Source organism: Pseudomonas sp. MPFS, from assembly GCF_022537035.1.
Taxonomy (GTDB): Bacteria; Pseudomonadota; Gammaproteobacteria; order Pseudomonadales; family Pseudomonadaceae; genus Aquipseudomonas; species Aquipseudomonas sessilinigenes.
On sequence record NZ_CP066123.1, the window covers coordinates 4,458,461 to 4,473,424 of the forward strand.

Annotated in this window: 15 protein-coding genes; 5 read left to right on the top strand and 10 right to left on the bottom strand. The window is 63.4% G+C overall.

What is annotated here, in order from left to right; all coding sequences use genetic code 11:
* Positions 1-121 precede the first annotated feature (121 nt).
* The 4 genes from I9018_RS20420 to I9018_RS20435 all read left to right on the top strand — a co-directional run bounded on the left by I9018_RS20420 (position 122) and on the right by I9018_RS20435 (position 6,376).
* Positions 122-2,305 carry a TonB-dependent siderophore receptor gene (locus I9018_RS20420; protein ID WP_241107359.1) on the top strand — a complete coding sequence of 728 codons (2,184 nt, stop codon included), beginning with the start codon at positions 122-124 and terminating at the stop codon, positions 2,303-2,305.
* Between the two features lie 306 nt (positions 2,306-2,611).
* Positions 2,612-4,036, top strand: a complete 1,425-nt coding sequence (locus I9018_RS20425) for an FAD-linked oxidase C-terminal domain-containing protein (RefSeq protein ID WP_241107360.1) — start codon at positions 2,612-2,614, stop codon at positions 4,034-4,036.
* 24 nt (positions 4,037-4,060) lie between these two features.
* Positions 4,061-5,008 carry a LysR substrate-binding domain-containing protein gene (locus I9018_RS20430; RefSeq protein WP_068582400.1) on the top strand — a complete coding sequence of 316 codons (948 nt, stop codon included), beginning with the start codon at positions 4,061-4,063 and terminating at the stop codon, positions 5,006-5,008.
* A gap of 48 nt (positions 5,009-5,056) precedes the next feature.
* Positions 5,057-6,376 (top strand): MFS transporter, encoded by a 1,320-nt coding sequence (locus tag I9018_RS20435; RefSeq protein WP_241107361.1) that lies wholly within the window; start codon positions 5,057-5,059, stop codon positions 6,374-6,376.
* Between the two features lie 132 nt (positions 6,377-6,508).
* On the opposite strand, the gene I9018_RS20440 is transcribed toward I9018_RS20435, so the two are convergent.
* The 3 genes from I9018_RS20440 to I9018_RS20450 form a co-directional block, all read right to left on the bottom strand.
* Entirely contained in the window at positions 6,509-6,658 is a 150-nt protein-coding gene (locus I9018_RS20440) for a hypothetical protein (RefSeq protein WP_241110218.1), read from the bottom strand.
* 74 nt (positions 6,659-6,732) lie between these two features.
* Positions 6,733-7,419 (bottom strand): hypothetical protein, encoded by a 687-nt coding sequence (locus I9018_RS20445; protein WP_068582395.1) that lies wholly within the window; start codon positions 7,417-7,419, stop codon positions 6,733-6,735.
* Positions 7,419-8,387, bottom strand: a complete 969-nt coding sequence (locus I9018_RS20450) for a hypothetical protein (RefSeq protein ID WP_241107362.1) — start codon at positions 8,385-8,387, stop codon at positions 7,419-7,421. Before I9018_RS20450 ends, I9018_RS20445 begins: the two co-directional genes overlap by 1 nt.
* A gap of 319 nt (positions 8,388-8,706) precedes the next feature.
* On the opposite strand from I9018_RS20450, the gene I9018_RS20455 reads away from it, so the two are divergent.
* Complete coding sequence (locus I9018_RS20455) at positions 8,707-9,099, top strand: DUF3077 domain-containing protein (protein ID WP_241107363.1); 393 nt, start codon at positions 8,707-8,709, stop codon at positions 9,097-9,099.
* A 77-nt stretch (positions 9,100-9,176) separates the two neighbouring features.
* Here the strand turns inward: I9018_RS20455 and I9018_RS20460 are convergent, their stop codons facing one another.
* The 7 genes from I9018_RS20460 to I9018_RS20490 form a co-directional block, all read right to left on the bottom strand.
* Positions 9,177-9,458, bottom strand: a complete 282-nt coding sequence (locus I9018_RS20460) for a type II toxin-antitoxin system RelE/ParE family toxin (protein WP_346780111.1) — start codon at positions 9,456-9,458, stop codon at positions 9,177-9,179.
* Complete coding sequence (locus tag I9018_RS20465) at positions 9,458-9,730, bottom strand: CopG family ribbon-helix-helix protein (RefSeq protein ID WP_241107364.1); 273 nt, start codon at positions 9,728-9,730, stop codon at positions 9,458-9,460. Before I9018_RS20465 ends, I9018_RS20460 begins: the two co-directional genes overlap by 1 nt.
* A gap of 361 nt (positions 9,731-10,091) precedes the next feature.
* Positions 10,092-12,125 (bottom strand): LTA synthase family protein, encoded by a 2,034-nt coding sequence (locus I9018_RS20470; protein WP_241107365.1) that lies wholly within the window; start codon positions 12,123-12,125, stop codon positions 10,092-10,094.
* A gap of 49 nt (positions 12,126-12,174) precedes the next feature.
* A complete protein-coding gene (locus I9018_RS20475; protein ID WP_241107366.1) occupies positions 12,175-12,786 on the bottom strand; it encodes a hypothetical protein in 612 nt (203 codons plus the stop codon).
* Entirely contained in the window at positions 12,786-14,078 is a 1,293-nt protein-coding gene (locus I9018_RS20480; protein WP_241107367.1) for a sialidase family protein, read from the bottom strand. The genes I9018_RS20475 and I9018_RS20480 overlap by 1 nt, the downstream gene beginning before the upstream one ends.
* A gap of 43 nt (positions 14,079-14,121) precedes the next feature.
* Positions 14,122-14,667 carry a cytochrome b/b6 domain-containing protein gene (locus I9018_RS20485; RefSeq protein WP_241107368.1) on the bottom strand — a complete coding sequence of 182 codons (546 nt, stop codon included), beginning with the start codon at positions 14,665-14,667 and terminating at the stop codon, positions 14,122-14,124.
* Positions 14,667-14,933: a PepSY domain-containing protein gene (locus tag I9018_RS20490; protein ID WP_068582373.1), complete on the bottom strand. Its 267-nt coding sequence runs from the start codon at positions 14,931-14,933 to the stop codon at positions 14,667-14,669. Before I9018_RS20490 ends, I9018_RS20485 begins: the two co-directional genes overlap by 1 nt.
* Positions 14,934-14,964: the final 31 nt, after the last annotated feature.

The following is a 14,964-nucleotide window of genomic DNA, read 5'->3' on the forward strand; positions in this document are numbered from 1 at the left end:
TCGAGTGCCGCCCTGCGCGGGCCCGATACCCCGTTGTCGCCCCTGTCTGCACCCCACGCATGCCGGTCCCTGGAACTGCCCTGGTATCGCCACCGGACAGGCGCGTGCCCAAGGAATGTCCATGACCCTGATCCGCCCCTTAGCCCTTGCGCCAGAACGCACTGCCGGGCCGACCTTCAATCGCCTGGCCCTGGGCCTGCTGCTGGCTGGCACTGCGGGCGCTGCCAGCGCCGCTACCGAGTTGCCGACCCAGACCGTGAGCGCCCGCCAGGATTACGGCTACCGCAGCGACAGCGCCTCGGTGGCCAGCTTCGACGAGGCACCGCTGCTGGATACCCCGGCCTCCATCAGCGTGATCAACGAGGACATGATCAAGGACCAACAAGCCCGCCTGCTCAGTGAAGTCCTGCGCAACGATGCCTCGGTGGGCCAGAGCTACGCCCCCGTGGGCTACTACGAGAATTTCGAGGTGCGTGGCTTCTCGCTGAATGCCGCCAGCAGCTACAAGATCAATGGCCGGACCATCACCGGCGAGCAGAACGTGGCCCTGGAAAACAAGCAGCGGGTCGAGGTGCTCAAGGGCCTGTCCGGCTTGCAGAGCGGGGTCAGCGAGCCCGGCGGGCTGATCAACTACGTGACCAAGCGGCCCACGGATATTCGCTCGGTCACCGTCTCCACCGATGATCGCGGTAGCGGCTACCTGGCCACCGATGTCGGCGGCTGGTTCGGCAGCGAGCAGCAGTTCGGCCTGCGGGCCAACCTGGCCCACGAGGACCTGCACTCCTATGTCGAACACGCCAATGGCCAACGGGATTTCGCCTCCCTGGCTTTCGACTGGAACATCAGCCCCAACGCCCTGCTGCAACTGGACATCGAATACCAGAACAAGGAGCAGCGCTCGGCCCCCGGCTACCAGTTGCTGGGCGGCACGGCCCTGCCGCACCACGCCTCGCCGAAGAAGCTGCTGGCCCACCAGAGCGGCTCGAAACCGGTGACCAACGAATCGCTGAACATCAGCGGCAACTTCGAGTACCGCTTCAACGATGACTGGAAGGGCAACCTGAGCGCCTCGCGTAGCCGGGTGGTGATCGATGACTACAGCTCGTTTGCGTGGGGTGGCTGCACCACCGGCTGCATCAATGACAATGGCAACTACTTCAGCCCTGAGGGCAACTACGACATCTACGATTTCCGCAGCCCCGACGACACCCGACGCAACGACGAAGTGCAGGCAGTGCTCAGTGGTCGCTTCGATGCAGGAGGACTGGGCCATGAGCTGAGTCTGGGCACCAGTGCGTTCAGGCGGGTAGTGAACAATCGCGATCAGGTGATGCACCCCATCGGCGATGGCAATATCGATAGCGAACCGGCTGATTTCTCTCGCTACGACGGCCCGCTCGGTGACTCACATCGACGCCTGGACAGCCGCCAGTACGGGCTCTTCCTCAGTGATCGCATCAGTTTCAACGAGCAATGGCAAACCGTCCTGGGTGGTAGAGAAGTACGCCTGGATGAAAAGGCCTCCAACACTCTGAGTGGCACGGATCGCCACACCCAGCGCTATATGTTCCTGCCCCAGGCGGCGCTGATCTACAAGCCGATGGCCAACCTGTCGCTCTACACCCAGTACGGCAAGGGCCTGTCCCTGGGCGGGCAGGCCCCCTGGTTCATTACCACTAATAAATTCGAAATCCTGGCCCCCACCGTGTCACGGCAGATCGAGACCGGGATCAAGTACGACTGGCAGCGCATGAGCTTCACCGCCGCGTTGTTCCAGATGCGCCAGGCCTACCAGTACGCACGCCCGGACGGCAATGGCCAGTTCACCTACATCCAGCAAGGCCAGCAAAAGAACACCGGCCTGGAGCTCTCGGCCAACGGCTGGGCCACCCAGCGCCTGCAGGTCGCCGCCAGCGTCGCGGCGATTCGCGCGCGGGTCGAAGGCACCGGCACCCCGGCCTACGAAGGCCACCAGGCCCTCAACGTGCCACACCTGCGAGCCAGCCTCCAGGGCGACTACGCCCTGCCCTGGCTCGACGGCCTGGCCCTGCTGGGCGGAATGCAATACAGCGCCAGCAAGTACGCCGACCGCACGGGCAACGTCAGCGCCGGCAGTTACGCGATCTTCAACATCGGCAGCCGCTACAGCACCCGCATCGATGGTTACGACACGGTGTTCCGCCTGACCGTGGACAACCTGTTCGACAAGCGCTACTGGCGCGACGTCGGCGAATACCTGGGCGACGACTACCTGTTCCAGGGCGCACCGCTGACCGCCCGCCTGAGCGCCTCGATCAACTTCTGACCCCGCGCCTCGTCCCAAAGCCTGCGCCAGCGGCCACACAAAACACCTGTAGCCGCTACCGAGCCCGCGAGGCTGCGACCGGGCGCGCAGCGCCCGCAAACCCAGGCGACACGATTTACCGGCCCTGCGCCTCGTCCCGAGGCGTACGCAGCCTGCGCCTACACGAAGCCTTGGCCGCCATCTGCCCTCGCGATAAGGCCATCTCCAATCTGTACGACCGGCACCACGTTCATGCAGTTAGGATATGGGCAACTCCCCCCATCCTGGCCCAGCCAGCGGTGCGAACAATAAACCGGAGATTGCCCGATGCTGCCCCCTGCCCCCGATAACACCCCACTCCAGCCCCTGCCCGCCGACTTGGTGAATGAACTGACCGTTCTGCTGGGCCAACGCTTCAGCACCGCCGCCAGTGTTCGCGAGCATCACGGCCGGGACATCTCCGCCCTCAATCCGCTGCCGCCGCAAGGGGTGGCCTTCGTCCATCACCTCGACGAAATCATCGCTGTGCAGCAGGCCTGCCATCGCCATCGGGTGCCGATCATTCCCTACGGCAGCGGCAGCTCCCTGGAAGGCTGGTTGCATGCGGTCCACGGTGGGGTGTGCATCGATGTATCGGCGATGAACCAGATCCTGGAGATCCGCGTCGACGACATGGACGTCACCGTGCAACCTGGGGTAACCCGCAAGCAGCTCAATGCCGCGCTGCACGGCACCGGCCTGTTCTTCCCCATCGACCCCGGCGCCGACGCCTCTCTGGGTGGCATGGCGGCGACCCGGGCCTCGGGCACCAACGCCGTGCGCTACGGCACCATGCGCGAAAATGTCCTGGCCCTGACCGCGGTGCTGGCCGATGGTCGCGTGCTGCACACCGGCGGCCGGGCGCGCAAATCCTCCTCGGGCTACGACCTTACCCATCTGCTGGTGGGCTCCGGCGGCACCCTGGCCACGGTGGCCGAGCTGACGGTGAGGTTGCACCCGATCCCCGAGGCAATTTCTGCTGCGGTGTGCAATTTCCCCAGCGTCGATCAAGCGGTGCAAACGGTGATCCAGGCCATCCAGCTGGGAGTGCCGATTGCCCGTATCGAACTGATCGACGCCCTCACCGTGCGCGCCCTGAACGCCTACAGCAAAACCCGGTTGAACGAAGCGCCGTCACTGTTCTTCGAGCTGCACGGCTCCGAGTCCTCGGTCAAGGAGCAGGTGGAGACCATCCGCCTGCTGGCCGACGAACATGGCGGCCAGGATTTCGACTGGGCGGTGCACCCGGAAGACCGCAGCCGCCTGTGGCAGGCACGGCACGATGGTTACTTCGCCGCCGTGGCCCTGCGCCCCGGCTGCCGCGCCCTGACCACCGACGCGGTGGTGCCGATCTCGCGCCTGGCCGAATGCATCGAAGCCACCTCCGCCGACCTGCAACAACAAGGCCTGCTGGCGCCGATCTTCGGCCATGTGGGCGACGGCAATTTCCATGCGGTGATCCTGGTCGACCCCGACGACCCCGAGGAAGTGCAACGCGCCGACGGCGTGGCCCAGCGCCTGGCGGAACGGGCCATCGCCCTGCAGGGTTCCTGCACCGGCGAGCACGGCATCGGCCTGACCAAGCAGGCCTATATGAGCCTGGAGCACGGGCAGAACGCGGTGGACGCGATGGCGGCGATCAAGGCCGCCCTCGACCCGCGGCAACTGATGAACCCGGGCAAGATCTTCCCCCGCGGCCCGGCCACCGACTAAGGCTGCCCCCGCCAAGGAGCCCCCATGGAAATCCGCCAGCTGAAATACTTCGTCGCCGTGGTCGATGCCGGCAGCCTGTCCCGCGCAGCCCGGGAGGTACACGTGGCGCAATCGGCCCTGAGCAAGCAGATGTCGGCCCTGGAAGCCGACCTCGGCGCCCAGTTGTTCCATCGCAGCAACAGCGGCATCCGCGTCAACGACGCCGGCAAACTGTTCTACGAATACGCCCAGGGCCTGCTCAAGCACCTGCAGGACGCCCGCGCCGCACTCAGCAGCGAACCCGGCGCGTTGACCGGTTCCATCGTCGTCGCCCTGCCCCAGAGCGTGGCCAGCACCGTGGCCCTGCCGCTGATCCAGGCCGTGGCCCGCACCTACCCCAAGGTCGAGCTGCACCTCAATGAAGAACTCACCGGCAACCTGGTGGACCAGCTGGTGCGGGGCCGGGTCGACATCGCCCTGTTCACGCCCATCGGCCTGCCGCCACAAGTCAGCTTCAGCCCGCTGCTGGAAGAAGACTTCTACCTGATCCACCGTGCCGACGACCGTCACGCCCCGCCACCGGGCGAGGTGACCCTGGCCGAAGCCGTGGCCCGGCCGCTGGTGTTTCCCAGCCGCGCCCACAGCCACAGCACCCGGGCCTGCGTCGACCAGGCCCTGGAGCGCTTGCACTTGCCACCGGCCCAGGTGGCCATGGAAGTCAACTCGGTGCACATCCTCAAGAGCGCCGTGGAGGCCGGCATCGGCCCCAGCATCATGCCGCTGAACCTGGCCCTGCGCGAAGTCGCCGAAGGCCGGCTGGTGGCCCACGCCATTGAGCCCCGGGAAGTCTTTCGCACCCTGGGCATCTGCGTCTGCGAAGCCCTGCCCGGCAGCAACCTGCGCAGTGCCATCGCCAACCTGATCGCCCAGGTGGTACGCGACATGAGCCGCTCCGGCGAATGGCCCGCCACCCGCCTGCTGCCCGAGGCCTGAACCGCTGTTTCATCCATTGCTTCGACAACAAGAATAAAGAGGCTAGCCATGAACCGACCTTCCCCGCCGCCTGCGGCTCTCGACGACGCGGCCCTGCACTCGGCCTACCGCAAGACCGCCTGGCGCATCATCCCGCTGCTGATCCTGTGTTACCTGGTGGCCTACCTGGACCGGGTCAACGTCGGCTTCGCCAAGTTGCAGATGCTCGACGACCTGAAGTTCAGCGAAGCGGTGTACGGCCTGGGTGCCGGGATCTTCTTCGTCGGCTACCTGCTGTTCGAGATCCCCAGCAACGTCGCCCTGCACCGCTTCGGCGCGCGGCGCTGGATCGCGCGGATCATGGTCACCTGGGGCCTGTTATCGGCGGCGATGATGTTCATCCAGACGCCGCTGACCTTCTACGTGTTGCGGCTGCTGATCGGCATTGCCGAAGCCGGCTTCTTCCCCGGCATCATCTTCTACCTCACCACCTGGTTCCCCAGCCAGCGCCGAGGGGTGATGACCGCCCTGTTCATCATGGCCCTGCCAATTTCCAGCCTGTTCGGCTCATTGATCTCGGGCCTGATCCTGCAACACCTCAACGGTGTGTCCGGCTACGCCGGCTGGCAATGGCTATTCGTCATCGAAGGCCTGCCCGCCGTGGCCCTTGGCGCCGCGGTGTTCTTCCTCCTGCGCGACCGCATCGCCGACGCCCACTGGCTCACCCCGCAAGAACGCCACGGCATGCAAGCCGCCATCGACCGCGAAGCCGCCCACAAACAAAGCCACCGCCTGCGCGACGGCCTGCTCAACCCACAGATCTGGCTGCTGGGCGCGGTGTACTTCTGCCTGGTGCTGGGCCAGTACGTCATCAGCTTCTGGCTGCCCACCATCATCCGCAACAGCGGCGTGCAGCAGCCCTGGGCCATCGGCATGCTCACCGCCCTGCCCTACGCCGCCGCAGCGGTGACCATGGTGCTGGTGGGACGCAGCTCGGACCGCCACGGCGAATATCGCTGGCACCTGGCGGTCTGCGCGGGGATTGGAGCGCTAGGTGTGGCGTTTGGCACTTTCTTTGGTGACAACCTGGTATTGGCCATGTTCGGCCTGATCATCGGCACTGCTGCCATGATCAGCAGCCTACCGGTGTTCTGGGGCTTGCCCACCGCCGTAGTGGGCGGCGCCGCAGCCGCGGCGGGCGTGGCGTTGATCAACACCCTGGGCAACGTGGCGGGGTTCTTCAGCACCATCGTGGTGGGCTGGCTGACCCAGGTGACCGGCAATACCCAGGCTGCGATGTACTTCATGGCGGCGATCCTGCTGATCGGAGGAGCCCTGGGCTTGATGGTCAACCACATGCGCAAGGCGGCACGGCTACAAACGGCCTGACGCCGCCCCCTGCAGGAGATGGCTTGCCGGCGAAGGCGTCCTCAAGACCGCCCTCGCCGGCACAAATATCGAAACTATCTACCTACGCTGCCCCACCACACCCGAGAGCAACACCATCGCGGACCACTTGAATCAGTCCAGCCACCCGTTCAACAGCGTCTCGTCCGCATCGTCATCGAGGCTCTGATGGATATTGGCGTAGTACCACACGACCCCGGTTTTCTCGCGAAAATCATCGACCCTGTCCACCTGAATCAGCACAGGGGATTGCTTGTCATCCATACGAGGCTCCACAGCTTCCAGGCTCATCTAATCCACTGGCCGCCACGTCCCCAAAGGGCGCAAGCGAACGGGCCTCAAGGCAACGGCGCAAAGCTGCCACCGCCCTCGTTCCAGCGAAACCCCGGGAACTTGCAGCCCTTGAAAACAACCTGCAGTTGCTCACCCTCACCCTGCAACTGCAAGGTATCCACCCCTTGATTCGGACAACCCGGTGCCGCGATCGCCAGGCTCACGAGCAGTTTGCCGGTGCTCTTGTCCATCACCTCCACCGTCGTGATCCGCCGATCACTGCCCTGCATCGGCACCTGAAAATACCAGCGTTTGGTGGAAGCACGCTGCAACAGCGTGGTGACCGGCTGTGGCCAGGAACGATCCGAATCCACCAGGCCCACCAGTTTCAGGGCAATGGGCAAGGACTTGCCCGTGCGATAACTGGTCCAGGTGCCGCGCACCTGCTCCTGCTGGCGGGAGTTCATCAGGTCATTGAACTGCAGGCGCGCCACCGGCAGGCCCTGCTCGTCCAGCTCATCCATGGCCAGCACCTTGTTGCTGTAGCTGAAGGTCGGCTTGAGACGGATCGGCGTGCGATAGCGCTGATAGGCATAGGTGCCCTGGTAGACCGCATTCTGGTTGCCCAGGGTCAAGACAATCGCCTGCTTGCCCACCGTGCCCTCGTACACCCCATGGGACGCCTGGGCCGGCAGCAGCCACAGCGCCAACAACAGAGCAGCCAGGCCCCGGAAAAAATCCAATCCGCGCATCAGAAACGCTCCTCGCCAGACGACAGGTATTGCAAACGCTCAGGGCTGATCACCCGGTAAAAATCCCAACGCCGAGTGCGCTTGTCGTAATCGATAAAGTCCTGCTTGCTGAACTCCATCTGGCCACTGGGAGAAAAGCGCAGATCGCCGTCCGCCGCGAACTGCTCCATCTGCGGGTGGCGCAGATATCCCCGGCTCTCGCGGTAAAACAGGTAGTACTGAGTGGGCGCGCACCACTGCCGGCCATCCGCCTCCGTCAGGCGATAGCTTTGGGCCCGGAAATCCATCCGCGCCTCGGCCTGGAAATGGCCAAAGGTCAGGGTTTGGGTGCCCACCGGCGACAGGCACCACTGCCCGCGAATGTCCTGCACTTGCTTTCCGGTGTTACGACTGATCACCCGAATACTGTCCACCAGCGCCACCTCCTCCCCGGCCTTGCGCGCGGCATGCACACTGAAATAGAAGTCCCGATCGAACACCGGCTGCAGCAACTCCCCCTCAAACGCCTCCCGCTGACTGCCGCCAAAGCGCGTCACCCGCTGCAACTGCAACGGCTGCTGCGTGCCCGTGCGCAAATCCACCAGACTGCCCTGCAGCGCCTCCGCCCCCTCGGCGAACGGCTGCAACGACACCGCCGTCGCCGGCAGGGTCGGGTTGTCCATGATGTTGATCAACAGCGCAGAGCCGGGGTGGAAAGGCGTGGATTCCAACGCCATGGGCAGGCGCTCGGACTCGGAAAACCAATAGCCGGACATACCGCCGCCGTATTGCGAGTCGTAGGTCAGGGCCAGTTCAACCGGGGTGTCGCCGAGGGTGCCGCGGTAGGTGGTGGTGGGGTTGGCTTGGGCAGTTGGGGTGAAGAGCCCGAAGCCAAGCAAGAATACTGGGGCCAGGCGCAAAAGGAAGTGTTGCAGGTAACTCTGTTGGCCAGCCCTTGTTTGCGGACTACTGCCAATGGGCTGGGTCATGCCTGCGATCCTTGCGGTGGGGAAAAGGGGCGCAGGATAGCAGCCGTTTGTGTTGCCAATGCAATCGCTGTTTGTGTAGCGAATATGAACTCCTTAAAGAAAGCAGCTACTCCTAAAGATTTCATCCCCTATTCATCGTCTAATTCACAACCCGGTGTAAGGCTAGTCCCTTTCTATTGAGCGACTTTTACTAGCAAATCCCAACCGCTTGCGCCTAATACTTTGGCTGTCTAGGCTCGGTTCATCACTGCATATCAGTGATCGGGTTTAGCAGCTCGAAATAGCACATTGGGGCACCCACTGACATTGGAGATGCACCATGAAAAAGCTCGTTGCTGATCCGCCCCTGTCCTTACCTGGACAATTCAGAACCCCCGAACACGGTATCGACACCCAGCGCATTCGCTTGGCCTTGGCAGCGCATAGCACTGAAACATCGATCCTCAATAGTCTGAAAAACACCCTACCTACATCCGTAGGTCATCAATCCATGTTCAGTGTCCGTCCCGGCATCAATGCTGAAGAAGCGTTGGTGCATGTGTCGTTGCTGCTGGACTGTGCGGTACAGGTCAGCGATGAAATTACCGAGCGCGCCAGCGGTGTGGAGCGTGGGTTGATTTGGTCGATGATTCATTCGGTGGAGATGGCTAGAGCGGTGGTGGATTCGTTGCTGGATGCCAACAGACCGGCAGAAAATAGTCAGCAAATCTGAGGAAGGAGAAAACGGGGTAAGACGTGACTTACCCCGTTGCCATCTGACTGACGCGCTAAACAGCTTGCGACTAAAACTCAGTAACCGGCTTCTTTCTGATGCCGAAAGGCAAGTATGTAAACAGCATCATCCGCACGCTCATGCCGATAAAGTGCGACATAACCCGAATCACCGAACTCGATGATCAGCTCGCGCAGCTCCGGCAGTTCTGGAAAGGGACGACCGATTTCTGGGTCTTCCTCCAGTCGAGCGATTTGACGCTCAATCACTTGGGCAGCTCGTTGAGCGATCAGCGGGCCTTTTTCGACTAGAAACTGGCGACAACGCTCCAACCCTTGCGCAGCACCTTCGGTGAGCATCAATCGTGGCACTTAGGCAGCTCCGTCTCGGCCTCGGTACCCCAGGTATTGAGCCAGTCCCGAGTTTCTTGGCCCGTCAGATGCCGACCCGTTTCCTGATACGCCGCCCAAGACGCCAAGGCTTCTTGTTTGAAGCCCTCACGGGCTTCCTCGCGCTCGACGTACTGCGCTATTGCTTCGCGCATAATCCAGTGGGACGAACGTTGACGCAGTCCCGCCAGATGCTGAATGCGTTTTTTTAGCTCGTCATCAATCTTGATAGAAGTGGCCATAGCCGAACCCTTGTTATCTAAAGGTATTACCTTTCGATAAGGTATCAGGCACCTAACGCAGCTGTCTATGCACTGAAGGCGCGGATAATGTCACGCAGCTCCGGCCTGGGAGGACACGCGGGGAGACAGGTCTGTATTTAAAAATAAGCCTGATTTAACCCGTCCCCATCTAACTTCTGCTGCTCGCAAGAACAGGCTGTTCGACGACCAGGCGCTTGATATAGCGCTCAAACGCCTAACCACCAGTAGCTTCAGTCCTGAACTGGCTGTCTGTTAAATAGAGCTCAGGCGGTCTTGCGGCCGCCTTCGCTGGCAAGCCAGGCCCCTACACCGGCCGGCGTCTACCAATGGCTGTGCGGTGTCAGCGCACGTTGCGGTACAACATCAACCGCGCCCCCTCATGCATCCCCCGCGTCAATTCCAGCAACCGTTCAAACTCCTGCGGATGCTCTTTGGCCACATCGTCGCGTGGAGTAGGTGAAGCCAAATCATGCAACGTAGCCTCACTGCCGTCGTGCTGCATCTGCAGCAGAAAATCCTGGGTCACGCCGCCAATGACCGGAAAGGTCCCTTCCCTCAATACCAACGGCACCACGCGCTCGCCTTCCGGCGCGGGCTGTTGAATGTCTCGCCCCATGGCGCCATTGGTAAACGGCATCCCGGCCATGCCAGCCACCGTGGGTAGCAGGTCGGCGAGGCCGACGGCTTCTTCGATCACCTTGGGTTGTAACATCCCCGGGGCATGGATCAGCAGCGGTACGTTGTTGCTCTCCAGCCCCAGTTGTTCAAACGCTGGGGCCATGTGGGGGATCTGGCTGATGCGGGTGTTGTGGTCGCCGAAGAACACGAAAATCGTGTTGTCGTAGTAGCCCCCCGCCTTGGCGATCTCCATCAGGCGGCCGATGTTGAAGTCCAAGAGGCGCACGGCGTTGTATTGCGCAAGGCTGCGCGAACCCGCGGCCTGGACCTGCTCCAGGGGCAGGTCCTGAGTTTGGAAGCCGTCGTTGTCCTTGGGGATGGTGAACGGGCGGTGGTTGCCGGAGGTTTGCAGGTAGGCGAAGAACGGCTGGTCTTGGGGGATGGCGCGTAGCAGGCGGTCGCTTTCCTTGAACAGGTCGAGATCGGAGATGCCCCAGACGTCCACCAGGGGCGATTGCCAGTGGCTTTCGTCGTACAGGCGCACGTTGTCGATGCTCTGGCGGATCAAGCCGTTGATGTTGGCCCAACCGGCGTTGCCACCGATCAGGTAGAGCTTGTGGTAGTCGCTGAAGGCGTTGATCAGGCTGTGTTGGCGGGTGATCAGGGGCTGGCGGGTGGCGGTCTCCTGGCGAGTGACGTCGGGCACGCCGGTGATGCTCGCCCACACGGTCTTGGCGGTGCCGGTGACCGGGACGTAGAAGTGCCTGAAAAACCAGCTCTGGCTGGCCAGGCGGTCGAGGTTGGGGGTGGGGTTGAGCGGGTTGCCGTAGGCGCCCACAGCGCTGGTGCCGAGGGATTCGAGCATGACGAAGATGACGTTGGGCGGCCGTGGACGATCGATGCGGTACGGCTGAATGCCTTGTTGGCGGGTGAAGCTCAGGCTGTGCGGGTCCGGATTGTCGACGCCGAGGTAGCGGGCCAGGGCCGGGTAGTGTTGGCGCACTTGGGCTTCGTCGTACTGGGCCTGGCCGGCCTTGAGGGTGTCGTAGAAGAACAGCACGGGGTTCAGGCCCAGGGCGGCGATCTGGCTGTTGCCGGAGAAGTAGGCATCGCTCCAGCGCAGGGGCACGGGGTTTTCCAGGTTGAGGTTGTCCACCCGCCCGAGCAGGGCGAGGAACACGGCGGCGATGCCCAGGGCGCTGACGCCGGCCAGGGACAGCCGGCCAAGGGCTTGGGCCGGACGGTCGAGGGTCAGGCGTTCCAGGCGCAGCAAGGCGTAGCACCACAGGGCCAGGGCAATGCCCCAGGCGAGGACGATCCACAGCACCGGGTAGCTTTCCCAGAGCATTTGCCGGGAGATCTGTGCATCGTCCAGGTAGCGCAGCACCGTGGCGTTGATGCGTACGCCCAGGTAGGCGTAGTGGCCGAAGTCGATGATGTACAGCAGCCCTACCCCGCCCAGCACCAGCAGCAGGTAGGCCCGGGCCAGCCAGCGCAAAGCTGGCAGGCGCAGCAGGTTCCAGCGCGGCAGCCAGGCCAGCACGGCCAGGGGCAGCAGGATCAAGAGGGTCAGGCGCAGGTCGAAGCGCAGGCCGATGCCGAGGGTCTGGAGGATGGCCTGGCGCTCGTTGGCGGCGCTTAGGTCCACCCCGGAAAACCCCACCGCGAACAGCAGCCGCAGCAGTACCAGCAAGCCGAATACCAGCCCGATTGCGCCCACGCCGTAGCGCAGGCGGCGTGATTGCAACCCGCCCATCATTGACCTCTGTGTGGTGTTGTCGAAGGCCGCGGCGCGGCCTGTGGGTTTATCCGGCAAGGGGCTGCCCGCGGTGGCGATGGGCGAAGCGGCGCCACAGCCACAGCAGCAACCCGCCGCTGCCGGCGATCAGGCAGTAGCCTGCCAGCAAAGGGTCCATCAGGTAGTCCCAGTAGTTTTCCGAGGGCTTCAGACGCAGGGCGAAAGCCAGGGTCCCCACCGCCAGCATCAGCACCCCCAGCGCATTGCGCTGCCACAGCAGCACCAGCGCCGCCAGGCCCATCAGCACAATCATCGGCCGTGGGTTGTAGCCCCAACGGTACGGGTCGAGGTAGGTCAGGCCCAGGGTCGCGGGGTACAGGCTCAGGGTTAGACCGATAAACAGCAGCAGGACCTGCACCCGGTGCTTGGCTTGCAAGGGCGCCATCAGCCCCAGGCGTTGCAGGCTGACCCAGCCCAGCAGCACCAGGGTGCTGATGGCCAGGTCATCGGTGAAGCTGCGCACATAGGCCGCCAGCGGTAGCTGGTTCAGCGGAATAACACTGGCCAGGGCCAGCAGCGGCAGCAGCCAGGGCCGCCAGGACGCGGTCAGGCGCAGGCTACCGAGCAGCACGAAGCCCAGGAGGATAAAACTCAGGTGGGCTTGCCACAGGGACATCATCACAGGCGCTCCGCCAGCCACGCCGCATTGAAGCTGACGTGCTTGATAAAGGTGTTGTTCCAGGAATAGACCAGGTGGTACATGCCATCCGCCCCGCGGCTGAAGTAGGGATATTCGTACTCGAAGTCGCAGCCCTGGGGCTTGCACACCCGGTAGTCGAGGCTGCTCAAGAAGCGCTGTTTCAGGGGCAGGCGCTGGGCACCGCTGGAAATGCGAAAGCCTTCGCCGATGATTGCCTTGTAGGCCTCATGGGTAAACGGCTGGCCCAGGGGATCGGGGGACTGGTCCAGTTCCACCAGGGACCGCCACTGACTGAGACCGGCGTCGGTACCGTACAGGCTGAGTCTGAAGCGCCCGTCCTGCAAATCGTTGAGGGCGACCAACAGGCCCTGGTCATCGGTGCCTATCGCCGCCAGGGAAGAGTTGGGGTTGGACGGTTGCAGCGGATAGGGCTCGCTCCAGGTCTGCCCGGCGTCTTCGGTACGACTGGCCAGGACCTTGTGGTGGGTGTCGCCGGCGTAGCGCAACATCGCCACGGCACGTTGCTCGTCCAGGGGCACGATGGTCGGTTGCAGGGAGTGCTTGCCACGGCTGATGCGGAACTTGTCGATCACCGCACCATCGGGGCTCAGGTACAGGTACTCGGCGAACTTGCCCATGAACTCGTGGTACACCGGCAGGCCGATGGCGCCATCGGCATGGAACACCGGCGCGGCGCGGACCAGGGTGCTGATATTGAAGAATGGCGAAGTGATCAACTGGTGCGGCGTCGACCAGTTGCGCCCCAGGTCATCGGACACCATGGCGTTGATCGCACTGGTGGCCCAGCCGCCTACCGACACCGAGACGTAGAACATCCACAGGCGCTGGTCCGGGGCCAGGGCGATCACCGGATTGCCCAGTTTGCGGATGTAGCGCCCGGTACCGGCGCGAGTCGATTCGCGGGTGGCCAGCACCTGCTCGGCACCCCACTCGCCGCTCTTGGCGTCAAAGCGTGCGCTGCGCACCTGGACATCGGCCGCGCCTTCCCGGGAGCCGGCGAACCACACGGCCATCAGGTCGCCACCCGGCAAGGCGGTGACCGACGAAGAATGCACGAAGTCATCCAGTTCCGAGGAGACGAAACGGCTCTGGTACCGAGGGAGTTCTTTGCCGCCGGCCTGGTTGGCCACGGCGACCTGGGCGAACGGCGCCAATTGATGGGGCGGATGGCTGCGCCACGCGGCGATGAAAACCGCCGCCAGCAGCAAACTGCTGCAGATGAAGATCAAGCCAGGGGACAGCGCACGCATTCAGGAGTCCGTTGCAGAGACAGGTTGAAAACCAGGGAAATCGTCAATGCCGTGTCGGTTTCGGCAAGGGTCGACGGCGGCCGGTGAGCATCGACAACGGCAGGTTGTCGCGCACCTGGAAGCTTTCAAAAATCGCCGCACACACGTGCAGCAGCACCAGCCCCAACAGCACGTCGGCACTGGTCTGGTGTATCAGCAAGGGCCAATCGGCGCCCCACAAGGCATCGACTTCCTGCATCAAGAAACCGCTGATGCCGACCAGCACCAGGGCCAGCAGCATCAGCAACATCACCAAAGCCCCCAGGGGCGAGTGCCCCAGGCGATGCTCGGGACGCCCGGCCAGCAGCGAGCGCAAATGCCCCGCCAGCCGCGTCCGAGTCGGCCAGAAGTCGGACCAGCGCGCACTGCGCGGCCCGACAAAGCCCCACAGCGTGCGCAACAGCAGCCAGGCCATGGCGTAGTAGCCGAGCCAGACATGCCAGTCGTCACCGGCTTCATTGAAGAAGTAGTTACCGACAAAGACCCCGGCGATGGACAGGTGAAACAGTCGCACCAACGGGTCCCATAGCCGCTGGGAGGCGGCAGGCATCAGCCCTTGATCTCGGTCTTCACCGCCTTGCCGGTGACCGGATCGTGATAGATCTCGACCTTGCGCTTGTCCTTGTCGAAGCCATAGATCTCGTAGCAGTTGCCGTCGGTGACCTTGAACTTGCTGATCTGGTAGCCCTGGGCCTTGAGCTGCTCCTGGAAGGCTTTCTGGTCTTGCCATTGCGAGCGTTCGGCGGTGGTGCATTGCGGGCCGGCGATGGCCAGGGGGCTGGCGAGAACCAGGGACAACAGCAGGATTTTGCGCATGGAAAACCGCTCCGGGATCAGGGAGTGGCCA